We start from the raw sequence: 20,461 nt of genomic DNA on the forward strand, positions 1-20,461 counted from the left end.
CTGCCGGGAACCGGCAGACAATCAGGAGATAGACGTGATCCAGCAGGAGTCGCGACTGCGTGTCGCCGACAACACTGGTGCCAAGGAGATCCTTTGCATCCGTGTTCTCGGTGGCTCCGGTCGCCGCTACGCGGGCATCGGTGACGTCATCGTCGCCACCGTCAAGGACGCGATCCCCGGTGGCAACGTGAAGAAGGGTGACGTCGTCAAGGCGGTCATCGTTCGCACCGTCAAGGAGCGCCGCCGCCAGGACGGCTCGTACATCCGCTTCGACGAGAACGCCGCTGTCATTCTCAAGAACGACGGCGACCCTCGCGGCACCCGTATCTTCGGCCCGGTGGGCCGTGAGCTGCGCGAGAAGAAGTTCATGAAGATCATCTCGCTCGCGCCGGAGGTGCTGTAAGCATGAAGATCAAGAAGGGCGACCTGGTCCAGGTCATCACCGGTAAGGACAAGGGCAAGCAGGGCAAGGTCATCGCGGCCTTCCCCCGTGAGGACCGTGTCCTGGTCGAGGGTGTCAACCGGGTCAAGAAGCACACCAAGGCCGGCCCGTCGCAGGCCGGTGGCATCGTCACGACCGAGGCCCCTGTCCACGTGAGCAACGTTCAGCTCGTCGTGGAGAAGGACGGCAACAAGGTCGTCACGCGTGTCGGTTACCGCTTCGACGACGAGGGCAACAAGATCCGCGTTGCCAAGCGGACGGGTGAGGACATCTGATGGCTACCACCACTCCGCGTCTCAAGACGAAGTACCGCGAGGAGATCGCGGGCAAGCTGCGTGAGGAGTTCTCCTACGAGAACGTCATGCAGATCCCCGGCCTCGTGAAGATCGTGGTCAACATGGGTGTGGGCGACGCCGCCCGCGACTCCAAGCTGATCGACGGCGCCATCCGCGACCTCACCACGATCACCGGCCAGAAGCCGGCTGTCACCAAGGCCCGTAAGTCCATCGCGCAGTTCAAGCTGCGTGAGGGCCAGCCGATCGGTGCGCACGTCACCCTCCGTGGCGACCGCATGTGGGAGTTCCTCGACCGCACCCTGTCGCTCGCGCTTCCGCGCATCCGCGACTTCCGTGGTCTGTCCCCCAAGCAGTTCGACGGGCGTGGCAACTACACCTTCGGTCTCACGGAGCAGGTCATGTTCCACGAGATCGACCAGGACAAGATCGACCGTGTCCGGGGTATGGACATCACCGTGGTCACCACGGCGACCAACGACGCTGAGGGCCGCGCCCTTCTCCGTCACCTCGGCTTCCCGTTCAAGGAGGCGTAAGCGAGATGGCGAAGAAGGCTCTCATCGCGAAGGCTGCCCGCAAGCCCAAGTTCGGCGTGCGCGGCTACACGCGCTGCCAGCGCTGTGGTCGTCCCCACTCCGTGTACCGCAAGTTCGGCCTGTGCCGCGTGTGCCTTCGTGAGATGGCTCACCGTGGCGAGCTGCCGGGCGTGACCAAGAGCTCCTGGTAGTCCCAGCAATTCTGGGATAACCGGAGTCTCTCGGTAAGCAGAGGGTTGGCAGAGGCCCACCCCTTCATGGCTTAGGCTAGGAGGGTTGGGCGTCTGCCGCCCGTACGACTTACTACGCCGTAGGTCCCCGCGCCGCACCCGTCCCGCCCCTGTGTGGGGAGAGGGATGGCGCATACAGGAAACCCCGGCGAGAGAGGCCGAAGGCCAATTCATGACCATGACTGATCCCATCGCAGACATGCTCACGCGTCTGCGTAACGCGAACTCGGCGTACCACGACTCCGTGTCGATGCCGCACAGCAAGATCAAGTCTCACATCGCGGAAATCCTCCAGCAGGAGGGCTTCATCACGGGCTGGAAGGTCGAGGACGCCGAGGTCGGCAAGAACCTCGTTCTCGAGCTCAAGTTCGGTCCGAACCGTGAGCGCTCCATCGCGGGCATCAAGCGGATCTCGAAGCCGGGCCTCCGGGTTTACGCGAAGTCCACCAACCTGCCGAAGGTCCTCGGTGGCCTGGGCGTGGCGATCATCTCCACGTCCCACGGTCTCCTGACCGGACAGCAGGCAGGCAAGAAGGGCGTAGGTGGGGAAGTCCTCGCCTACGTCTGGTAGTCGGGAACGGAGGAATAGCTAATGTCGCGTATTGGCAAGCTGCCTATCCAGGTTCCCGCCGGTGTGGACGTCACCATCGAGGGCCGCACGGTCACGGTCAAGGGTTCCAAGGGCACCCTGAGCCACACCGTCGCCGCGCCGATCGAGATCGTTAAGGGTGAGGACGGCGTTCTCAACGTCACCCGCCCCAACGACGAGCGTCAGAACAAGGCCCTCCACGGCCTGTCCCGCACGCTGGTGGCCAACATGATCACCGGTGTGACCCAGGGATACGTCAAGGCGCTCGAGATCAGCGGTGTCGGTTACCGCGTCGCCGCGAAGGGCTCCGGTCTGGAGTTCCAGCTCGGTTACAGCCACCCGATCATGATCGAGGCGCCCGAGGGCATCTCGTTCAAGGTCGAGTCGCCGACCAAGTTCTCGGTCGAGGGCATCGACAAGCAGAAGGTCGGCGAGGTCGCCGCCAACATCCGCAAGCTTCGCAAGCCCGACCCCTACAAGGCCAAGGGCGTGAAGTATGCGGGTGAGGTCATCCGCCGCAAGGTCGGAAAGGCTGGTAAGTAAGCCATGGCATACGGTGTGAAGATCGCCAAGGGCGACGCCTACAAGGGCGCTGCCAAGAAGCGCCGCCACATCCGCATCCGCAAGAACGTGTCGGGTACGGCGGAGCGTCCGCGCCTCGTCGTGACGCGTTCCAACCGCGGTATCACCGCTCAGGTCATCGACGACCTCAAGGGTCACACCCTTGCGTCCGCGTCGACCCTGGACGCGTCGATCCGCGGCGGCGAGGGTGACAAGTCCGCGCAGGCCAAGCAGGTCGGTTCCCTGGTCGCCGAGCGCGCCAAGGCCGCCGGCGTCGAGGCTGTCGTGTTCGACCGTGGTGGCAACAGGTACGCCGGGCGCATTGCCGCTCTGGCTGACGCCGCCCGCGAAGCCGGGCTGAAGTTCTAAGCCCCGGTTCCGGGACTAACGGACGTAACAGAGAGAGGTAATCCAATGGCTGGACCCCAGCGCCGCGGAAGCGGTGCCGGTGGCGGCGAGCGGCGGGACCGGAAGGGCCGCGACGGTGGCGCTGCCGCCGAGAAGACCGCGTACGTTGAGCGCGTTGTCGCGATCAACCGCGTCGCCAAGGTTGTCAAGGGTGGTCGCCGCTTCAGCTTCACCGCGCTGGTCGTGGTGGGCGACGGTGACGGCACCGTAGGTGTCGGTTACGGCAAGGCCAAGGAAGTTCCCGCGGCCATTGCCAAGGGTGTCGAGGAAGCCAAGAAGAACTTCTTCAAGGTTCCGCGCATCCAGGGCACCATCCCTCACCCGATCCAGGGCGAGAAGGCCGCGGGCGTCGTCCTGCTCAAGCCGGCTTCCCCCGGTACCGGTGTTATCGCCGGTGGCCCGGTGCGCGCCGTGCTCGAGTGCGCCGGCGTTCACGACATCCTGTCGAAGTCGCTCGGCTCCGACAACGCGATCAACATCGTGCACGCGACCGTGGCGGCCCTCAAGGGCCTGCAGCGTCCCGAGGAGATCGCGGCTCGCCGTGGTCTGCCCCTCGAGGACGTCGCCCCCGCGGCTCTGCTCCGTGCGCGTGCTGGGGCGGGTGCGTAATGGCTCGCCTCAAGGTCACGCAGACGAAGTCGTACATCGGTAGCAAGCAGAACCACCGCGACACCCTGCGTTCGCTCGGGCTCAAGCGCCTGGGCGACGTGGTTGTCAAGGAGGACCGCCCCGAGTTCCGCGGCATGGTGCACACCGTCCGCCACCTCGTGACGGTTGAGGAGGTTGACTGACATGGCGGAGAACAACCCGCTGAAGGCCCACAACCTCCGGCCTGCCCCGGGCGCCAAGACCGCCAAGACCCGTGTGGGTCGTGGTGAGGCGTCCAAGGGTAAGACCGCTGGTCGTGGTACCAAGGGTACGAAGGCCCGTTACCAGGTTCCGCAGCGCTTCGAGGGTGGGCAGATGCCCCTCCACATGCGTCTGCCGAAGCTCAAGGGCTTCAAGAACCCGTTCCGCACCGAGTACCAGGTCGTGAACCTGGACAAGCTCGGCGCTCTCTACCCCGAGGGTGGAGAGGTCACGGTGGCCGACCTGGTCGCCAAGGGCGCGGTGCGCAAGAACAGCCTCGTCAAGGTGCTCGGCACCGGTGAGGTCTCCGTGGCGCTGCAGGTGACGGTCGACGCCGTCTCCGGCTCCGCCAAGGAGAAGATCGCCGCTGCCGGCGGCACCGTCACCGAGCTCGTCTGAGACGACTCGATGGCTTGAACATCCGACCGGGGATGCCTCCCAAAAGGGGCATCCCCGGTTGGTCGTTCCTAGGGGGGCATGGTCGCCGGTAAGGTGGCGTGCACTGTCTATGCTCCGTGCGGTATGCCCGTACGGCCTTGACCGGTATCTGTACCTGTTTCCGTACCTGTTTCTATTCGTCGAACCTCAAGACCGTCACCTCTGACGCACTTGCGCGGGGGTCGCAGGAGGCACCGTGCTCACCGCGTTCGCCCGGGCGTTCAAGACGCCCGACCTGCGCAAGAAGCTGCTCTTCACGCTCGGCATCGTCGTGCTGTACCGGCTCGGGGCACACATCCCCGTCCCCGGTGTCAGTTACAAGGCCGTCCAGCAGTGTGTGGACCAGGCGAGCCAGGGCAACAACTCCCTGTTCGGCCTGGTGAACATGTTCAGTGGCGGGGCGCTGCTGCAGATCACCATCTTCGCGCTCGGCATCATGCCGTACATCACGGCGAGCATCATCCTGCAGCTGCTGACCGTCGTGATCCCGCGACTGGAAGCCCTCAAGAAGGAGGGACAGTCCGGCACCGCCAAGATCACGCAGTACACGCGCTACCTGACGATCGCGCTCGCCATCCTTCAGGGCACGGGTCTCGTGGCGACGGCCCGTACCGGCGCGCTCTTCAGCGGCTGCACGGTCGCCAACCAGGTCGTTCCCGACCAGTCGATCTTCGTCACCGTCACCATGGTCATCACGATGACCGCCGGCACCGCCCTGGTCATGTGGCTCGGTGAGCTCATCACCGACCGCGGCATCGGCAACGGCATGTCGATCCTCATGTTCATCTCGATCGCCGCCGGCTTCCCGGGCGCCCTGTGGGCCATCAAGGAGAGCGGCAAGCTCGCCAAGGGCTGGATCGAGTTCGGCACCGTCATCCTGATCGGCTTCGTGATGGTGGCGCTCGTCGTCTTCGTCGAGCAGGCCCAGCGCAGGATCCCGGTGCAGTACGCGAAGCGGATGATCGGCCGCAGGTCCTACGGCGGAACGTCCACTTATATCCCTCTCAAGGTGAACCAGGCAGGTGTGATTCCTGTCATCTTCGCCTCGTCGCTGCTCTACATCCCGGCCTTGATCGCCCAGTTCTCGAACTCCACCGCGGGCTGGAAAACCTGGATCGAAGCCCACTTCGTCAAGGGTGACCACCCCTACTACATCGCTACGTACTTCCTTCTGATCGTGTTCTTCGCCTTCTTCTACGTGGCGATCTCGTTCAACCCCGAGGAAGTCGCGGACAACATGAAGAAGTATGGTGGCTTCATCCCGGGTATCCGGGCTGGTCGACCTACTGCCGAGTACCTGAGCTACGTGCTCAACAGGATCACTTGGCCGGGCTCGCTGTATCTGGGTCTGATCGCTCTTGTGCCGACGATGGCGTTGGCAGGCTTCGGTGGCGCCAATGCCAACTTCCCCTTCGGCGGGACGAGCATCCTCATCATCGTGGGTGTGGGGCTGGAGACCGTGAAGCAGATCGAGAGCCAGCTCCAGCAGCGCAATTACGAAGGGTTCCTCCGCTGATGCGAATCGTCCTCGTCGGACCGCCCGGGGCCGGCAAGGGTACGCAGGCCGCGTTCCTTGCCAAGAACCTGGACATCCCGCACATCTCCACGGGTGACCTGTTCCGCGCCAACATCAGTCAGGGCACGGAGCTGGGCCTCAAGGCCAAGGCGTTCATGGACGCCGGTGACCTGGTACCCGACGAGGTGACCATCGGCATGGCCAAGGACCGCATGGAGCAGCCGGACGCCGCGAACGGCTTCCTGCTCGACGGCTTCCCGCGCAACGTGGCCCAGGCCGAGGCGCTGGACGTGGTCCTGAAGGCCGAGGACATGCAGCTGGACGCGGTCCTGGACCTGGAGGTCCCCGAGGACGAGGTCGTGAAGCGGATCGCGGGTCGCCGCATCTGCCGCAACGACAGCGCGCACGTCTTCCACGTGACGTACACCCCGCCGAAGAGCGAGGGCGTCTGCGACGTGTGCGGAGGCGAGCTCTACCAGCGCGACGACGACTCCGAGGCGACCGTCCGCCGGCGCCTGGAGGTCTACCACACGCAGACCGAGCCGATCATCGACTACTACCGGGCGCAGAACCTGGTCGTCACGATCTCGGCGCTCGGCAAGGTGGACGAGGTCACCGGTCGTGCGATGGCCGCGCTGAAGAAGAGCTGACGCTCACCCTGGTTGTACGGATACGGCCGCGGTGCCCCTCGGGGGCGCCGCGGCCGTATCGTTGTTCTGTTCCCCGTATCCGAAGGAAAGGCCCCCGCCGCGATGGTGCAGATCAAGACCCCCGAGCAGATCGCGAAGATGCGCGAGGCCGGGCTGGTCGTCGCCGCCATCCACGCGGCGACCCGGGAGGCGGCCGTGCCGGGCGCCACGACGAAGGACCTGGACGAGGTCGCCCGCAAGGTGATCGCCGACCACGGCGCGAAGTCGAACTTCCTCGGGTACGGCGGCTTCCCCGCGACGATCTGCACCTCGGTGAACGAGGTCGTCGTCCACGGCATCCCGGACGACAAGACGGTCCTCAAGGACGGGGACATCATCTCGATCGACTGCGGCGCGATCGTCGACGGCTGGCACGGGGACGCGGCGTACACGGCGTTCGTGGGCACGGGCCACGCCCCTGAGCTGATCGAGCTCTCCCGGGTGACCGAGGAGTCGATGTGGGCCGGCATCGCCGCGATGAAGAACGGCAACCGACTGGTGGACATCTCGCGCGCGATCGAGACGTACATCCGCCGCCAGCCGAAGCCGGGCGGCGGCAAGTACGGCATCGTCGAGGACTACGGCGGCCACGGCATCGGCACCGAGATGCACATGGACCCGCACCTGCTGAACTACGTCTCCCGCAAGCGAGGCAAGGGTCCGAAGCTGGTCCCCGGCTTCTGCCTGGCGATCGAGCCGATGGTCTCCCTCGGCACGCCGCAGACCGAGGTCCTCGCCGACGACTGGACGGTCATCACGACGGACGGCACCTGGTCCTCCCACTGGGAGCACTCGGTGGCCCTCACGGAGGCGGGTCCCCTGGTCCTGACCTCCCCGGACGGCGGCAAGGCGAAGCTCGCGGAGCTGGGCGTCACGGCGGCTCCGGACCCGCTGGGGTGAGCGGAGCCCTTCTCTGCGGCGTGGTCTCTTGCGTAACGATCTCCAGGGGTGGGCATTCTTCCTGGATTCGTCTTTTCCGGGAGCCTGACGTAGACTGATGCGTCGGCTCTCGTGTACCCGTGTGTCCTCACCCGGAGCGAGAGTCGATCAAGGTAGCCGATTCGAAAGGCGAAGCGTGGCCAAGAAGCAAGGTGCCATCGAAATCGAGGGCACCGTGATCGAGTCCCTCCCGAACGCCATGTTCAAGGTGGAGCTCCAGAACGGTCACAAAGTCCTCGCGCACATCTCCGGCAAGATGCGGATGCACTACATCCGAATCCTTCCGGACGACCGGGTCGTCGTGGAGCTCTCTCCGTACGACCTGACGCGTGGCCGGATCGTCTACCGGTACAAGTAGATCTTGCCCGCACCCCGCATCTTCCGTGCGCGGGTGGTGGCACTGACCCGGAGAACCTCACATCCCATGAAGGTCAAGCCGAGCGTCAAGAAGATCTGCGACAAGTGCAAGGTGATCCGCCGTCACGGCCGGGTCATGGTCATCTGCGACAACCTGCGCCACAAGCAGCGCCAGGGCTGACGCACGCCGACCGACCTGCACCTCCGCAGTTCTTCGCGCGACGCAAGCAACGTACATACGCAGAGCCCGCCCAGCCCGCAAGGGTCGGCGGCACCTCCGGCGGGGGCCGGGGACCCGATTCGTACCTCATACGGCGGTCGGGAGCGGCTTTGCGGAAGACCCCCGAACACACAGGAGCCATTGAATGGCACGCGTTTCCGGTGTTGACATCCCGCGCGAAAAGCGTGTGGAGATCGCACTCACCTACGTCTTCGGTATCGGGCGCACCCGGTCCAAGGAGATCCTCGCCTCCACCGGCGTGAACCCGAACACCCGCGTTCGTGACCTGGCCGAAGAGGACCTGGTCAAGATCCGCGAGTACGTGGACGCCAACCTCCAGACCGAGGGCGACCTCCGCCGCGAGATCCAGGGCGACATCCGCCGCAAGATCGAGATCCAGTGCTACCAGGGCATCCGCCACCGTCGCGGCCTCCCGGTGCACGGTCAGCGCACGAGCACCAACGCGCGTACCCGCAAGGGCCCGCGTCGCGCCATCGCCGGCAAGAAGAAGCCGGGCAAGAAGTAGTCCTCAGCGGACGCTTGACCACACGGTCTTCGCTGTAGGACCGACCACCTCCCGTAGGAGATATAGATGCCCCCCAAGGGTCGTCAGGGCGCTGCCAAGAAGGTGCGCCGCAAGGAAAAGAAGAACGTCGCTCACGGCCACGCGCACATCAAGAGCACGTTCAACAACACGATCGTCTCGATCACGGACCCCTCGGGCAACGTGATCTCCTGGGCCTCCGCCGGCCACGTCGGCTTCAAGGGCTCGCGCAAGTCGACTCCGTTCGCCGCGCAGATGGCCGCCGAGTCGGCCGCTCGCCGCGCGCAGGAGCACGGCATGCGCAAGGTCGACGTCTTCGTCAAGGGTCCGGGCTCCGGCCGCGAGACCGCGATCCGCTCCCTCCAGGCCACGGGCCTCGAGGTCGGTTCGATCCAGGACGTCACCCCCACGCCGCACAACGGCTGCCGTCCCCCCAAGCGCCGCCGCGTCTGACGCATCGGCTGCTTGCGCAGGACTTCGGGCGGTACGACTCTTCGGGGACGTGCCGCCCGTACCCTTGCAGTACCAGCAGTGCCTCAGGACATCAAATAGTGGGTGTCCATGACTGAAGGAACCACATCATGCTGATCGCTCAGCGTCCCTCGCTGACCGAAGAGGTCGTCGACGAATTCCGTTCGCGGTTCGTCATCGAGCCCCTGGAGCCGGGCTTCGGCTACACGCTCGGCAACAGCCTCCGCCGTACGCTCCTCTCCTCGATCCCGGGTGCGGCGGTCACGTCCATCCGCATCGACGGTGTCCTGCACGAGTTCACCACCGTGCCGGGCGTCAAGGAGGACGTCACCGACCTCATCCTGAACATCAAGCAGCTGGTCGTCTCCTCGGAGCACGACGAGCCGGTCGTGATGTACCTGCGCAAGCAGGGTCCGGGTCTGGTCACCGCCGCCGACATCGCCCCGCCGGCCGGTGTCGAGGTGCACAACCCCGACCTCGTCCTCGCCACGCTCAACGGCAAGGGCAAGCTGGAGATGGAGCTGACCGTCGAGCGCGGTCGCGGCTACGTCTCCGCCGTGCAGAACAAGCAGCTGGGCCAGGAGATCGGCCGTATCCCGGTCGACTCCATCTACTCGCCGGTGCTCAAGGTCACGTACAAGGTCGAGGCGACCCGTGTCGAGCAGCGCACCGACTTCGACAAGCTGATCGTCGACGTCGAGACCAAGCAGGCCATGCGGCCGCGTGACGCCATGGCGTCCGCCGGTAAGACCCTGGTCGAGCTGTTCGGTCTGGCGCGCGAGCTCAACATCGACGCCGAGGGCATCGACATGGGCCCGTCCCCCACGGACGCCGCCCTCGCCGCGGACCTGGCGCTGCCGATCGAGGAGCTCGAGCTCACTGTTCGGTCGTACAACTGCCTCAAGCGTGAGGGCATCCACTCCGTGGGTGAGCTCGTGGCGCGCTCGGAGGCCGACCTCCTCGACATCCGCAACTTCGGTGCGAAGTCGATCGACGAGGTCAAGGCGAAGCTGGCCGGCATGGGCCTGGCCCTCAAGGACAGCCCGCCCGGATTCGACCCGACCGCCGCCGCCGACGCCTTCGGCGCCGACGACGACGCGGACGCGGGCTTCGTCGAGACCGAGCAGTACTGATCCTCTCCAAGAGGACCGATTGACCGCTGCGGGCCGGTTCCGGCCGGCCACGCAGTTCCCCGCGCCCCTCAAGGGGGGCGCGGGTCTCCGTCGGACACGACCGTCCGCGCGGACACTGACACCGGTACCTCATACGGCCGGTGCAGATCACAAGGAGAAACACCATGCCGCGTCCCACCAAGGGTGCCCGCCTCGGCGGCAGCGCCGCTCACGAGCGTCTGCTGCTTGCCAACCTGGCGAAGTCGCTCTTCGAGCACGGCCGCATCACCACGACCGAGGCCAAGGCCCGCCGCCTGCGTCCGGTCGCCGAGCGCCTGATCACCAAGGCGAAGAAGGGCGACATCCACAACCGTCGCCTGGTGCTGCAGACGATCACCGACAAGGGCATCGTCCACACCCTCTTCACCGAGATCGCTCCGCGCTACGCCGAGCGCCCGGGTGGCTACACCCGTATCACCAAGATCGGTAACCGTCGTGGCGACAACGCCCCGATGGCCGTGATCGAGCTGGTCGAGGGCGAGATCGCCAAGAAGGCGACCGTCGCCGAGGCCGAGGCCGCCACCAAGCGTGCGGTCAAGGAGGCTGACGAGGCCAAGGTCGAGGAGACCAAGGCCGAGGACGCCGCCGAGGCTCCGGCTGAGGAGTCGAAGGACGCGTAAGCGTTCTTACGTTTCTCGTGGGCGGGCCCGTACCCCTTGGGGTGCGGGCCCGCCTCCGTACGCAGAGGTTTCGAGAGGATTCAGCGCGTGAGCGACGACGTGCAGGCCGGGTTCGTACGCATCCGGCTCGACCTGTCCTACGACGGCAAGGACTTCTCCGGCTGGGCCAAGCAGGCCCACGGGCAGCGCACCGTCCAGGGCGACATCGAGGACGCCCTGCGGACCGTGACCCGGTCCAAGGAGACGTACGAGCTGACCGTCGCCGGCCGGACCGACTCCGGCGTGCACGCGCGGGGCCAGGTCGCCCACGTCGACCTCCCCGTCGAGCTGTGGACCGAGCACCGGGACAAGCTGCTCCGGCGGCTCGCCGGGCGCCTCTCCCACGACGTACGGGTGTGGAGGCTCACCGAGGCCCCCAGCGGCTTCAACGCCCGCTTCTCCGCCATCTGGCGCCGCTACACCTACCGGGTCACCGACAACCCCGGCGGTGTCGACCCGCTCCTGCGCGGCCACGTCCTGTGGCACGACTGGGCCCTCGACATGGACGCCATGAACGCCGCCGCCGAGCGGCTCGTCGGCGAGCACGACTTCGCCGCGTACTGCAAGAAGCGCGACGGCGCCACCACCATCCGGACGCTCCAGGAGCTGCGCTGGGAGCGGCGGCCCGGCGGCATCCTCGAGGCGACCGTGAAGGCCGACGCCTTCTGCCACAACATGGTCCGCTCGCTCGTCGGCGCCCTGCTGTTCGTCGGCGACGGCCACCGGCCCGTCGACTGGCCCGCGAAGGTGCTCGCCGCGGGCGTCCGGGACTCGGCCGTCCACGTCGTACGCCCGCACGGGCTCACCCTCGAAGAGGTCGGCTACCCGGCCGACGAGCTCCTGGCCGCCCGCAATCTGGAGGCCAGGAACAGGCGGTCACTCCCCGGGAGCGGCGGCTGCTGCTGAGGCCTGGGTGCGGCCGCGGGCGTAGATCTGGTTGAAGGTGAACGTGGCCAGGTCGTCGCTGGCCTCGTAGATGGGCTTGTCGGCGGTGGTGACCTTCTTGCCGTCGGCGAAGCCGGCGGTGGTGAAGTAGGCGTACCGGCCGATCGAGTTCGAGCGCCGCAGACAGACCGTCGCGCGGCAGAACTCGCCCACGCCCGATCCGGCGAGCGGGGCGACCCCGCCCTTGGCCTGGGCCTTGGCCTTCAGCGCCTCCGCCTCCGTGGAGAAGACCGCCACGCCGACGGTGATCGCGACCCCGTCCTTCACATAGGTGGCGCGGATCACGCGGTCGCACCCGTTCTGCTTCAGGATCGAGCCGAGCGGGCCCTGCGTGACGCTCGCGCAGTTCGTGGTCGAGGAGGTCGCGCCCTTCTTGTACGCGCGGCCGCTCATCGTGAGCTTCTTGCCGGGGAAGAGGCCCTCGGCGCTGAGCGGGGCCTTGTCCTTCGTCTCGTTCGAGATGAAGTCCTTGGGGTTCGGCGGGGGCGGCGGTGCCACGGACGAGAACGTCGGCTCGGGCGTGGCCGAGTCGCTGGGCGCCGCGGAGCCGGTGGGGGTGACCGAGCCGTTCTTGGCCGTGTCGTCGCCCTTGCCGCTGCTCACGACCGCCGTGGCGACGATCGCGCCGACCACGAGCGTCGCGAGCGCGCCACCGCCGATCACCAGCCAGCGCTTACGCCGACGGCCGGCCGCCGAGGCGTCCGCCAGGGCACCCCAGTCGGGTGTCTGCGGTGCCTGCGCCCCAGGAAACGGGTTCGGCTGCTGTCCGTACGGCTGCTGCTGACCGTGCTGCTGCGGCTCCTGCGGCCACTGCGGTCCCCCAAAGCTCATGCCGCGCATCCTAAACCGGTTGGGAACACGCGGTGCGGGCGGCGACAATGCCCACCATGGGACATGTCGAGGCCGCGCATCTGGAGTACTACCTTCCCGACGGGAGGGTGCTTCTCGCCGATGCCTCCTTCCGGGTGGGGGAGGGCGCGGTGGTCGCCCTCGTCGGGGCCAACGGCGCCGGGAAGACCACACTGCTCCGGATGATCGCCGGTGAGCTCCAGCCGCACGGCGGCACGGTCACCGTCAGCGGCGGCCTCGGGGTGATGCCGCAGTTCGTGGGATCGGTGCGGGACGAGCGCACGGTCCGCGACCTGCTCGTCTCGGTCGCCCAGCCCCGGATCCGCGAGGCCGCGAAGGCGGTCGACGAGGCCGAGCACCTGATCATGACGGTCGACGACGAGGCCGCGCAGATGAAGTACGCGCAGGCCCTCAGCGACTGGGCCGAGGTCCAGGGGTACGAGGCCGAGACCGTCTGGGACATGTGCACGACGGCCGCCCTCGGCGTCCCGTACGAGAAGGCGCAGTTCCGCGAGGTCCGCACGCTCAGCGGCGGTGAGCAGAAGCGGCTGGTCCTGGAGTCCCTGCTGCGGGGCACCGACGAGGTGCTGCTCCTGGACGAGCCGGACAACTATCTCGACGTGCCCGGCAAGCGCTGGCTGGAGGAGCGGCTGCGGGAGACCCGTAAGACCGTGCTCTTCATCTCCCACGACCGGGAGCTGCTGGCCAGGGCCGCACAGAAGATCGTCGCGGTCGAGCCCGGCCCGGCCGGGTCCGACGTCTGGGTGCACGGTGGCGGCTTCGACACCTTCCACGAGGCGCGGCGGGAGCGGTTCGCGCGGTTCGAGGAGCTGAAGCGCCGCTGGGAGGAGAAGCACGCCCAGCTGAAGAAGCTGGTGGTCAACCTGCGGCAGGCGGCGGCGGTCAGCCATGAAATGGCGTCCCGGTACGCGGCCGCGCAGACACGGCTGAAGAAGTTCGAGGAGGCCGGCCCGCCGCCGGAGCCCCCGCGCGAGCAGGACATCCGGATGCGGCTGCGCGGCGGCCGGACCGGCGTACGGGCGGTGACCTGCGAGAACCTTGAGCTGACGGGCCTGATGAAGCCGTTCTCGCTGGAAATCTTCTACGGGGAGCGGATCGGCGTCCTCGGTTCGAACGGCTCGGGCAAGTCGCACTTCCTGCGGCTGCTCGCCGGGGATCCGTCGGTGGCGCACACGGGGACGTGGAAGCTGGGCGCGCGGGTCGTGCCGGGCCACTTCGCCCAGACCCACGCCCACCCCGAGCTCCAGGGACGGACCCTCGTCGACATCCTGTGGACGGAGCACGCGAAGGACCGGGGCGGGGCGATGTCGGTGCTGCGCCGGTACGAGCTGGAGGGGCAGGGTGACCAGCCTTTCGAGAAGCTCTCGGGCGGACAGCAGGCCCGCTTCCAGATCCTGCTCCTGGAGCTGTCCGGCACGACGGCGCTCCTCCTCGACGAGCCGACGGACAACCTGGACCTGGAGTCGGCGGAGGCCCTGCAGGACGGCCTGGAGTCGTACGAGGGCACGGTGCTCGCGGTGACGCACGACCGGTGGTTCGCGAAGACCTTCGACCGCTTCCTGGTCTTCGGCTCGGACGGGGTCGTGCGGGAGACGACGGAGCCGGTCTGGGACGAGCGACGGGTGGACCGGGTGCGGTAGCAGGCCCTCTGCCGCCGGTCCGCCCCAGGCGTTTTGACCCGCCCGGGGCACGCCGGGTATTCTTCGGGTTTGTTATGCGTATTGGCTTGGTCGTTCTCACGCGAGGGGCCCTTACGCCGGTCTTCCGGGTCGATGACCAGCGGCAGGTACACGGGTTGCGTCCCCGCAGTACGGCCAAGGCTGTCGTGTCGTCCTGGTGACCAGTTCAGGACCCACTCACTGAAGAAGCGAAGGCTACGACCGTGCGTACGTACAGCCCCAAGCCCGGCGATGTCACGCGCCAGTGGCACATCATCGACGCGCAGGACGTTGTCCTGGGCCGTCTGGCGACTACGGCTGCGAACCTCCTGCGAGGCAAGCACAAGCCGATCTACGCCCCCCACATGGACATGGGCGACTTTGTCATCATCATCAACGCTGACAAGGTGCACCTGTCCGGCAACAAGAAGACCCAGAAGCTGGCGTACCGCCACTCCGGTTTCCCGGGTGGTCTGCGCTCCGTCCGTTACGACGAGCTCCTGGAGAAGAACCCCGAGAAGGCCGTCGAGAAGGCCATCAAGGGCATGATCCCCAAGAACTCCCTGGGCCGTCAGATGCTCTCGAAGCTGAAGGTCTACGCGGGTGAGAACCACCCGCACGCTGCCCAGCAGCCGGTCCCGTTCGAGATCACCCAGGTCGCGCAGTAGTTCCGGCCACACCCCCTAAGAACGAAAGAAATCTGAGGAGAATCGTGGCCGAGACCACTGTTGAGACCCCCGTCGAGGGCGTTGAGGGCGAGGAGACCTACGCGGAGGTCACCACCTTCGAGTCCGAGGTCCCCGTCGAGGGCGAGTACACCACCGAGTCCCTGGCTTCCCGCTTCGGCGACCCGCAGCCGGCCGCCGGCCTGGGCCGTCGCAAGAACGCCATCGCCCGCGTCCGGATCGTTCCGGGCACCGGCAAGTGGAAGATCAACGGGCGCACCCTCGAGGACTACTTCCCGAACAAGGTGCACCAGCAGGAAGTCAACGAGCCCTTCAAGGTGCTCGAGCTCGACAACCGCTACGACGTCATCGCCCGCATCTCGGGTGGCGGCGTCTCCGGCCAGGCCGGCGCCCTGCGCCTCGGTGTGGCCCGTGCGCTGAACGAGGCGGATGTCGAGAACAACCGCCCGGCGCTGAAGAAGGCCGGCTTCCTCTCCCGCGACGACCGTGCGGTCGAGCGCAAGAAGGCCGGTCTCAAGAAGGCCCGTAAGGCCCCGCAGTACAGCAAGCGTTAATCGCCTGCTCGACCTGCTTTGCACGTACGCCCCGGCGGCACTGCCCGTGCTGCCGGGGCGTACGTCTTTTCCTCCCCCTGGGTGCCTTCTGGGCGGCTTGCGCATAAGAACGGGCATCACTTGCTCAGGGGATCGCACTTTCGGAGCAGTTTCGGAGGACAGCTGTGGGACGACTCTTCGGCACGGACGGTGTGCGCGGTGTGGCCAACGCGGATCTGACGGCGGAGCTCGCGCTCGGCCTGTCGGTCGCGGCGGCGCACGTGCTCGCCGAGGCGGGGACCTTCGAGGGCCATCGGCCGACCGCGGTGGTCGGGCGCGACCCGCGTGCGTCGGGAGAGTTCCTGGAGGCCGCCGTCGTGGCGGGCCTCGCGAGCGCGGGTGTCGACGTCCTGCGCGTCGGTGTGCTGCCCACCCCCGCCGTGGCCTATCTCACCGGGGCGCTCGGCGCCGACCTCGGCGTGATGCTCTCCGCCAGTCACAACGCGATGCCCGACAACGGCATCAAGTTCTTCGCCCGCGGCGGCCACAAGCTCGCCGACGAGCTGGAGGACCGGATCGAGTCCCTCTACGAGGAGCACCGCACCGGCGCCCCCTGGGAGCGGCCGACCGGCTCAGGCGTCGGCCGGGTCCGCGACTACGACGAGGGCTTCGACAAGTACGTCGCCCACCTCATCGCCGTCCTGCCGAACCGGCTCGACGGGCTCAAGGTCGTCCTGGACGAGGCCCACGGCGCCGCCGCGCGCGTGTCGCCCGAGGCGTTCTCGCGGGCCGGCGCCGAGGTCGTCACCATCGGTGCCGACCCCGACGGCCTGAACATCAACGACGGCTGCGGCTCCACCCACCTGGACCTGCTGAAGGCCGCCGTCGTCGAGCACGGCGCGGACCTCGGCATCGCCCACGACGGCGACGCGGACCGCTGCCTCGCCGTCGACGCGGCGGGCAACGAGATCGACGGCGACCAGATCCTCGCCGTGCTCGCGCTCGCGATGCGCGAGGCCGGGACGCTGCGCGGCGACACCGTTGTCGCGACCGTGATGTCCAACCTCGGCTTCAAGCTCGCCATGGAGCGCGAGGGGCTGCGGCTGGTGCAGACGGCGGTCGGCGACCGCTACGTCCTGGAGTCCATGAAGGAGCACGGGTACGCGCTGGGCGGCGAGCAGTCCGGGCACGTGATCGTGCTCGACCACGCCACCACCGGCGACGGCACCCTGACCGGCCTGATGCTGGCCGCCCGGCTCACGGCGACGGGCAAGTCCCTCGCCGAGCTGGCCGGTGTGATGGAGCGCCTGCCCCAGGTGCTCGTCAACGTGCGGGACGTCGACAAGACGCGCGTGACGACCTCGGGAGAGCTGGCCGCGGCGGTCACCGAGGCCGAGCGCGAGCTGGGCACCACCGGCCGCGTGCTGCTGCGTTCCTCCGGGACGGAGCCGCTGGTACGCGTGATGGTGGAGGCGGCCGACATCGAGCAGGCGCGGTCGGTGGCGGGCCGGCTCGCCGACGTGGTGAAGTCCACGCTGGGCTAGCGGCGTCCTGTGGATCAGGCCGGATCGGCGAGCGTGCGTGCCAGGCGTCGCGAGCCCGGCAGGATCCACACGACACCCTCCGGCTTCCAGAGCTGATCATGAGAAGGCCCCGCCGCCCGGGCAACCGGGACGGCGGGGCCTTCGCGTGCCGGCGGTGTGCTTTTCAGCGCTTACCGGCACGGCTCCAGTGCCCGCGCTGGGTCCGCCACAGCAGCTTCTGTCCGTACAGCGTCAGCACGCCCGCCAGCATGATGCCGAACAGGTTCAGCAGCAGCTGTTCCGCAGACCCCCACATCTGGCCGAACTCCCCGTAACTGAGGGCCACGGCGGCGTTCGCGGCGGCCGGGACCGTCGTGACCGAGATCGCGACGCCCACCAGGGCCCCGGACTTCGACGAGGTCAGCGAGAGCACGCCGGCCACCCCGGCGAGCACCGCGACGACGAAGGAGAACGGGTCGGGCTGCCAGATGAAGCTCGTGTTGGGCCGGGGATCGTCGAGCTGATCCATGCTGAACAGGTCCAGCGCGTCCATCCCCAGACTGAACAGGGTGGTCGCCGCGATCGCCGCCGCGAAACCGACCAGCAGCGCGATCAGGGAGCGTGCGGCCAGTCGCGGAGCCCGTCGCACCACACCCGTACAGACACCGGCGAGCGGGCCGAACTCCGGGCCGACCGCCATCGCGCCCACGATCAGGATCGCGTTGTCCAGGACGACACCGCAGGCCGCGATCATCGTGGCCAGGATCATGAACGCGCAGTAGGTGACCGAGAGGGTCGACTCCTCGTGTGTCGCCTCGGACAGCTGCTCCCAGAGCACCGCGTCCGCGGCCTCTCCCGGAGCCTCCTTCTCGACCTCGTCCGCGCGCTTCGACAGCGAGAGGTCGATGTTCTCGAGCGCGATCGAGCCTTCCTGATCGATCTTCAGCTCGCGCAGACCGTGCAGGAGTTCGTCGCCGGCCTCGCGTGCGACATCGCAGAGCACGAGGTCGCCGGAGGGGGCGTGGGCGGCCCCGGGCAGGACGACCAGATGGGTGGTGCCGACGGTCTTCTCGATGAGCTGGACCGCCGCCTCCGTGTGCTCGGCAGGGACGATCATCCGCAGATGCAGCATCCTCAGAGCTTACGGAGGCTCAGGGGTTTCGGAAGCTCAGAGTTTTCGGAGACTCAGGCGCTGCACCTTGTGATCGGGGCCCTTGCGGACGACGAGCGTCGCACGGCCACGTGTGGGAGCCACGTTCTCCAGGAGGTTCACCTTGTTGATCGTCCGCCACATCGTGCGGGCGTAGTCCAGCGCCTCGTCCTCGGAGACCTGGGTGTAGCGCTGGAAGTACGAGAAGGGGTTCTGGAAGGCCGTCTCGCGCAGCTTGCGGAAACGGTTCAGATACCAGCGCTCGATGTCCTCGGGCCGGGCGTCGACGTACACGGAGAAGTCGAAGTAGTCGGCGAGGCCGACGCGGGTACGGCCGTCCTTGCCGGGCAGGGCCGGCTGAAGGACGTTGAGCCCCTCGACGATCAGGATGTCGGGACGGCGCACGACGAGCCGCTCGCCGGGCACGATGTCGTAGATCAGGTGGGAGTAGACGGGGGCGCTGACCTCGTCCTTGCCCGCCTTGATGTCGGCGACGAACCGGGTCAGCGCCCGGCGGTCGTACGACTCGGGGAAGCCCTTGCGGGACATCAGCCCGCGCGCCTTGAGCTCCTCCATGGGGTAGAGGAAGCCGTCGGTGGTGACCAGTTCCACGCGGGGATGCTCGGGCCAGCGGGCGAGGAGCGCCTGGAGGAGACGGGCGACGGTGGACTTGCCGACCGCGACAGAACCGGCGACCCCTATGACGAAGGGAGTGCCGCGCTGCTCGCCCCGCTCGCCGAGGAAGGTGTTCAGCGCGCCGCGCAGACCGCTGGTGGCCTGGACGTAGAGATTGAGCAGGCGGGAGAGCGGGAGGTAGATGTCGCGGACCTCGTCGAGGTCGATGACGTCGCCGAGGCCACGTAGCCGCTCGACCTCGTCGGCGGAGAGCGGCAGCGGCGTCTTGTCGCGCAGCGCGCTCCACTCGGCGCGGGTGAGGTCCACGTACGGCGTGGCCTCGGGCCGGCGCTGGCCGTTGCCGTTCCCCTTGGCGTTGCCGTTGCCGTTGCCAGGGGTGCTTCGTGGCGGCGAAGTGATCACACGGCCATTGTCGGGGGTCGGGGGCGGTTGTGGGGGGTGGGGTCGGTCACGCGGGGGGCTTGGGCTGACCGGGGCCCGTGGGCTTCCGGTGATGGCCGCCCTCCGGTAGTCCTCACGCGCCCGGAGGCGGCGGGTCAAGGGCGGAGCGCAGTCACCCGCCGTCCTGTGCCGCAGGCGGAGCACGGCCGGGCCGCGGGAGTGCTGGTACGCAAAGGCGCCCGACGTCCTCGTCGCCCCCCTTGCCAGGGCTCTCCGCGTGTTCGTGGAAACCGCAGGGGCAGGGCACCCCAGTGATCCAGGGGGCCGGTCTCGTGCATAGGGTTCGCACAGATTCGTCTGCCCCGACAGAGAGTTGAGTCATGAGAGCCACCGCCCTTCGCCGTACCGCCGTCGCCACCACCACCGTCTCCCTGGCGCTGCTCGTCACCGCCTGCGGTGGTGGGAAGGAGGACAGCGGTGACAAGGGGAAGGACGCCCCCAAGGCCTCCGCCTCCGCTTCCGCCGCGCCCGACGCCAAGGCGCTGTCGGCCGCCGAGCTGGAGAAGCTCATCGTCGAGCAGGCCGACGTTCCCGGGTACCAGGTGCAGAAGGCCAAGCCGACGGACGTCGTCCCGTCGAGTGCCGTCACCACGGACAAGCCCGCGTGCAAGCCGCTCGCCGACGCCCTGTCGTTCATCGCGACCGGCAACCCCGGAGCCAGCGTCCAGCGCAAGGCGATCGCCGAGCCGAAGAAGGACACGGCGTCGTCGCCGGAGGACATCGTGGGCGCGCTGGGCGCGCCGGTGACGGCCGTGACGCTCGGCTCGTACGACGGGAACGGCGCGCAGGACGCGTTCGCCTCGCTGAAGACGGCCGGTACGGAGTGTGCGGGTGGCTTTACGCTGAACGGGGGCGGCGAGAAGACGAAGATCAGCAAGGTCGCTCCGGAGGCCGTGACCGCCGGGGAGGAGGCCGTCGCCTTCACCGTCACCACCGATATGGACGGCGAGCCGTTCATCAGCAAGGTCGTCGCCTTCCGCAAGGGCAACACGCTCGCGTCCTTCTCCGTCATCAGCCTCGCCGGGAAGGTCAAGGAGTTCCCGAAGGCCGTCGTCGACGCGCAGGTCGCCAAGCTGGCCTGAGTCCGGTCCAGCGGCGGTCTTCGG

At 67.7% G+C, this 20,461-nt stretch carries 28 protein-coding genes; 25 read left to right on the forward strand and 3 right to left on the reverse strand.

The window, feature by feature from the left end:
• The first annotated feature begins 34 nt into the window (after positions 1–34).
• From rplN to truA, 20 genes are all read left to right on the forward strand, one after another.
• Positions 35–403 (forward strand): 50S ribosomal protein L14, encoded by a 369-nt coding sequence (rplN, locus tag IE136_RS18225; protein ID WP_003956455.1) that lies wholly within the window; start codon positions 35–37, stop codon positions 401–403.
• 2 nt (positions 404–405) lie between these two features.
• A complete protein-coding gene (gene rplX / locus IE136_RS18230; RefSeq protein ID WP_158989426.1) occupies positions 406–717 on the forward strand; it encodes a 50S ribosomal protein L24 in 312 nt (103 codons plus the stop codon).
• Positions 714–1,271, forward strand: a complete 558-nt coding sequence (gene rplE / locus IE136_RS18235) for a 50S ribosomal protein L5 (protein ID WP_158994589.1) — start codon at positions 714–716, stop codon at positions 1,269–1,271. Before rplX ends, rplE begins: the two co-directional genes overlap by 4 nt.
• A 5-nt stretch (positions 1,272–1,276) precedes the next feature.
• Positions 1,277–1,462, forward strand: a complete 186-nt coding sequence (locus tag IE136_RS18240) for a type Z 30S ribosomal protein S14 (protein ID WP_003948630.1) — start codon at positions 1,277–1,279, stop codon at positions 1,460–1,462.
• A 211-nt stretch (positions 1,463–1,673) separates the two neighbouring features.
• Positions 1,674–2,072, forward strand: coding sequence for a 30S ribosomal protein S8 (rpsH, locus tag IE136_RS18245; RefSeq protein ID WP_158989430.1), 399 nt, complete (start codon positions 1,674–1,676; stop codon positions 2,070–2,072).
• A gap of 21 nt (positions 2,073–2,093) precedes the next feature.
• The gene (gene rplF / locus IE136_RS18250; RefSeq protein ID WP_158989432.1) at positions 2,094–2,633 is read left to right on the forward strand and encodes a 50S ribosomal protein L6; all 540 of its coding nucleotides are present in this window, start codon (positions 2,094–2,096) and stop codon (positions 2,631–2,633) included.
• 3 nt (positions 2,634–2,636) lie between these two features.
• A complete protein-coding gene (gene rplR / locus IE136_RS18255) occupies positions 2,637–3,020 on the forward strand; it encodes a 50S ribosomal protein L18 (protein ID WP_056651228.1) in 384 nt (127 codons plus the stop codon).
• A gap of 45 nt (positions 3,021–3,065) precedes the next feature.
• Positions 3,066–3,668, forward strand: a complete 603-nt coding sequence (rpsE, locus tag IE136_RS18260; RefSeq protein ID WP_017239585.1) for a 30S ribosomal protein S5 — start codon at positions 3,066–3,068, stop codon at positions 3,666–3,668.
• Positions 3,668–3,850: a 50S ribosomal protein L30 gene (rpmD, locus tag IE136_RS18265; protein ID WP_041130781.1), complete on the forward strand. Its 183-nt coding sequence runs from the start codon at positions 3,668–3,670 to the stop codon at positions 3,848–3,850. The genes rpsE and rpmD overlap by 1 nt, the downstream gene beginning before the upstream one ends.
• A 1-nt stretch (position 3,851) precedes the next feature.
• A complete protein-coding gene (gene rplO, locus IE136_RS18270) occupies positions 3,852–4,307 on the forward strand; it encodes a 50S ribosomal protein L15 (RefSeq protein ID WP_158989434.1) in 456 nt (151 codons plus the stop codon).
• Between the two features lie 235 nt (positions 4,308–4,542).
• Complete coding sequence (gene secY, locus IE136_RS18275; RefSeq protein ID WP_158989436.1) at positions 4,543–5,862, forward strand: preprotein translocase subunit SecY; 1,320 nt, start codon at positions 4,543–4,545, stop codon at positions 5,860–5,862.
• Positions 5,862–6,512: an adenylate kinase gene (locus IE136_RS18280; RefSeq protein ID WP_158989438.1), complete on the forward strand. Its 651-nt coding sequence runs from the start codon at positions 5,862–5,864 to the stop codon at positions 6,510–6,512. Before secY ends, IE136_RS18280 begins: the two co-directional genes overlap by 1 nt.
• 102 nt (positions 6,513–6,614) lie before the next feature.
• Positions 6,615–7,451: a type I methionyl aminopeptidase gene (map, locus tag IE136_RS18285; RefSeq protein WP_158989439.1), complete on the forward strand. Its 837-nt coding sequence runs from the start codon at positions 6,615–6,617 to the stop codon at positions 7,449–7,451.
• A 175-nt stretch (positions 7,452–7,626) separates the two neighbouring features.
• Positions 7,627–7,848, forward strand: a complete 222-nt coding sequence (infA, locus tag IE136_RS18290) for a translation initiation factor IF-1 (protein WP_003956442.1) — start codon at positions 7,627–7,629, stop codon at positions 7,846–7,848.
• Positions 7,849–7,914: 66 nt separating this feature from the next.
• On the forward strand, positions 7,915–8,028 hold the full coding sequence (gene rpmJ / locus IE136_RS18295; RefSeq protein WP_003956441.1) for a 50S ribosomal protein L36: 114 nt from the start codon (positions 7,915–7,917) through the stop codon (positions 8,026–8,028).
• 184 nt (positions 8,029–8,212) lie between these two features.
• Positions 8,213–8,593: a 30S ribosomal protein S13 gene (gene rpsM, locus IE136_RS18300; RefSeq protein ID WP_005313488.1), complete on the forward strand. Its 381-nt coding sequence runs from the start codon at positions 8,213–8,215 to the stop codon at positions 8,591–8,593.
• Positions 8,594–8,659: 66 nt separating this feature from the next.
• Positions 8,660–9,064 carry a 30S ribosomal protein S11 gene (gene rpsK, locus IE136_RS18305; RefSeq protein WP_003956432.1) on the forward strand — a complete coding sequence of 135 codons (405 nt, stop codon included), beginning with the start codon at positions 8,660–8,662 and terminating at the stop codon, positions 9,062–9,064.
• Positions 9,065–9,192: 128 nt separating this feature from the next.
• Positions 9,193–10,215 (forward strand): DNA-directed RNA polymerase subunit alpha, encoded by a 1,023-nt coding sequence (locus IE136_RS18310; RefSeq protein WP_069171149.1) that lies wholly within the window; start codon positions 9,193–9,195, stop codon positions 10,213–10,215.
• A 164-nt stretch (positions 10,216–10,379) separates the two neighbouring features.
• On the forward strand, positions 10,380–10,874 hold the full coding sequence (gene rplQ, locus IE136_RS18315) for a 50S ribosomal protein L17 (RefSeq protein WP_158989441.1): 495 nt from the start codon (positions 10,380–10,382) through the stop codon (positions 10,872–10,874).
• Positions 10,875–10,961: 87 nt separating this feature from the next.
• Positions 10,962–11,819 (forward strand): tRNA pseudouridine(38-40) synthase TruA, encoded by an 858-nt coding sequence (gene truA, locus IE136_RS18320; RefSeq protein ID WP_158989443.1) that lies wholly within the window; start codon positions 10,962–10,964, stop codon positions 11,817–11,819.
• On the opposite strand, the gene IE136_RS18325 is transcribed toward truA, so the two are convergent.
• Positions 11,790–12,689, reverse strand: coding sequence for a hypothetical protein (locus tag IE136_RS18325; RefSeq protein ID WP_158989445.1), 900 nt, complete (start codon positions 12,687–12,689; stop codon positions 11,790–11,792). The two genes, truA and IE136_RS18325, sit on opposite strands and share 30 nt — an antisense overlap.
• 47 nt (positions 12,690–12,736) lie before the next feature.
• Between IE136_RS18325 and IE136_RS18330 the strand changes: the two genes are divergently transcribed.
• The 4 genes from IE136_RS18330 (at position 12,737) to glmM (ending at position 17,149) form a co-directional block, all read left to right on the forward strand.
• Positions 12,737–14,368, forward strand: coding sequence for an ABC-F family ATP-binding cassette domain-containing protein (locus IE136_RS18330; RefSeq protein ID WP_189600869.1), 1,632 nt, complete (start codon positions 12,737–12,739; stop codon positions 14,366–14,368).
• 242 nt (positions 14,369–14,610) lie between these two features.
• A complete protein-coding gene (rplM, locus tag IE136_RS18335; protein WP_189600870.1) occupies positions 14,611–15,054 on the forward strand; it encodes a 50S ribosomal protein L13 in 444 nt (147 codons plus the stop codon).
• Between the two features lie 44 nt (positions 15,055–15,098).
• Positions 15,099–15,626, forward strand: a complete 528-nt coding sequence (gene rpsI / locus IE136_RS18340; protein WP_158989449.1) for a 30S ribosomal protein S9 — start codon at positions 15,099–15,101, stop codon at positions 15,624–15,626.
• A gap of 164 nt (positions 15,627–15,790) precedes the next feature.
• On the forward strand, positions 15,791–17,149 hold the full coding sequence (glmM, locus tag IE136_RS18345; RefSeq protein WP_158989451.1) for a phosphoglucosamine mutase: 1,359 nt from the start codon (positions 15,791–15,793) through the stop codon (positions 17,147–17,149).
• 163 nt (positions 17,150–17,312) lie between these two features.
• Here the strand turns inward: glmM and IE136_RS18350 are convergent, their stop codons facing one another.
• Entirely contained in the window at positions 17,313–18,260 is a 948-nt protein-coding gene (locus IE136_RS18350) for a DUF389 domain-containing protein (protein ID WP_189600871.1), read from the reverse strand.
• Between the two features lie 36 nt (positions 18,261–18,296).
• Positions 18,297–19,316 (reverse strand): type I pantothenate kinase, encoded by a 1,020-nt coding sequence (gene coaA / locus IE136_RS18355; protein ID WP_189600872.1) that lies wholly within the window; start codon positions 19,314–19,316, stop codon positions 18,297–18,299.
• A 359-nt stretch (positions 19,317–19,675) separates the two neighbouring features.
• Between coaA and IE136_RS18360 the strand changes: the two genes are divergently transcribed.
• On the forward strand, positions 19,676–20,437 hold the full coding sequence (locus tag IE136_RS18360) for a hypothetical protein (protein ID WP_189600873.1): 762 nt from the start codon (positions 19,676–19,678) through the stop codon (positions 20,435–20,437).
• Positions 20,438–20,461 lie beyond the last annotated feature (24 nt).

The organism is Streptomyces lateritius (genome assembly GCF_014649715.1).
Classification (GTDB): domain Bacteria; phylum Actinomycetota; class Actinomycetes; order Streptomycetales; family Streptomycetaceae; genus Streptomyces; species Streptomyces lateritius.

Excerpts from the sequence above, each read along its gene's own strand:
- rplX (WP_158989426.1), top strand. The coding sequence starts at position 406 with ATGAAGATCAAGAAGGGCGACCTGGTCCAGGTCATCACCGGTAAGGAC.
- rplR (WP_056651228.1), top strand. The coding sequence starts at position 2,637 with ATGGCATACGGTGTGAAGATCGCCAAGGGCGACGCCTACAAGGGCGCT.
- IE136_RS18240 (WP_003948630.1), top strand. The coding sequence starts at position 1,277 with ATGGCGAAGAAGGCTCTCATCGCGAAGGCTGCCCGCAAGCCCAAGTTC.
- IE136_RS18350 (WP_189600871.1), bottom strand. The coding sequence starts at position 18,260 with ATGCTGCATCTGCGGATGATCGTCCCTGCCGAGCACACGGAGGCGGCG.
- rpsE (WP_017239585.1), top strand. The coding sequence starts at position 3,066 with ATGGCTGGACCCCAGCGCCGCGGAAGCGGTGCCGGTGGCGGCGAGCGG.
- rplQ (WP_158989441.1), top strand. The coding sequence starts at position 10,380 with ATGCCGCGTCCCACCAAGGGTGCCCGCCTCGGCGGCAGCGCCGCTCAC.
- rpsM (WP_005313488.1), top strand. The coding sequence starts at position 8,213 with ATGGCACGCGTTTCCGGTGTTGACATCCCGCGCGAAAAGCGTGTGGAG.
- rpsK (WP_003956432.1), top strand. The coding sequence starts at position 8,660 with ATGCCCCCCAAGGGTCGTCAGGGCGCTGCCAAGAAGGTGCGCCGCAAG.
- rpmJ (WP_003956441.1), top strand. The coding sequence starts at position 7,915 with ATGAAGGTCAAGCCGAGCGTCAAGAAGATCTGCGACAAGTGCAAGGTG.
- IE136_RS18330 (WP_189600869.1), top strand. The coding sequence starts at position 12,737 with ATGCCCACCATGGGACATGTCGAGGCCGCGCATCTGGAGTACTACCTT.
- IE136_RS18310 (WP_069171149.1), top strand. The coding sequence starts at position 9,193 with ATGCTGATCGCTCAGCGTCCCTCGCTGACCGAAGAGGTCGTCGACGAA.
- IE136_RS18360 (WP_189600873.1), top strand. The coding sequence starts at position 19,676 with ATGAGAGCCACCGCCCTTCGCCGTACCGCCGTCGCCACCACCACCGTC.
- rpmD (WP_041130781.1), top strand. The coding sequence starts at position 3,668 with ATGGCTCGCCTCAAGGTCACGCAGACGAAGTCGTACATCGGTAGCAAG.
- rpsH (WP_158989430.1), top strand. The coding sequence starts at position 1,674 with ATGACCATGACTGATCCCATCGCAGACATGCTCACGCGTCTGCGTAAC.
- rplO (WP_158989434.1), top strand. The coding sequence starts at position 3,852 with ATGGCGGAGAACAACCCGCTGAAGGCCCACAACCTCCGGCCTGCCCCG.
- IE136_RS18325 (WP_158989445.1), bottom strand. The coding sequence starts at position 12,689 with ATGAGCTTTGGGGGACCGCAGTGGCCGCAGGAGCCGCAGCAGCACGGT.
- IE136_RS18280 (WP_158989438.1), top strand. The coding sequence starts at position 5,862 with ATGCGAATCGTCCTCGTCGGACCGCCCGGGGCCGGCAAGGGTACGCAG.
- rplF (WP_158989432.1), top strand. The coding sequence starts at position 2,094 with ATGTCGCGTATTGGCAAGCTGCCTATCCAGGTTCCCGCCGGTGTGGAC.
- map (WP_158989439.1), top strand. The coding sequence starts at position 6,615 with ATGGTGCAGATCAAGACCCCCGAGCAGATCGCGAAGATGCGCGAGGCC.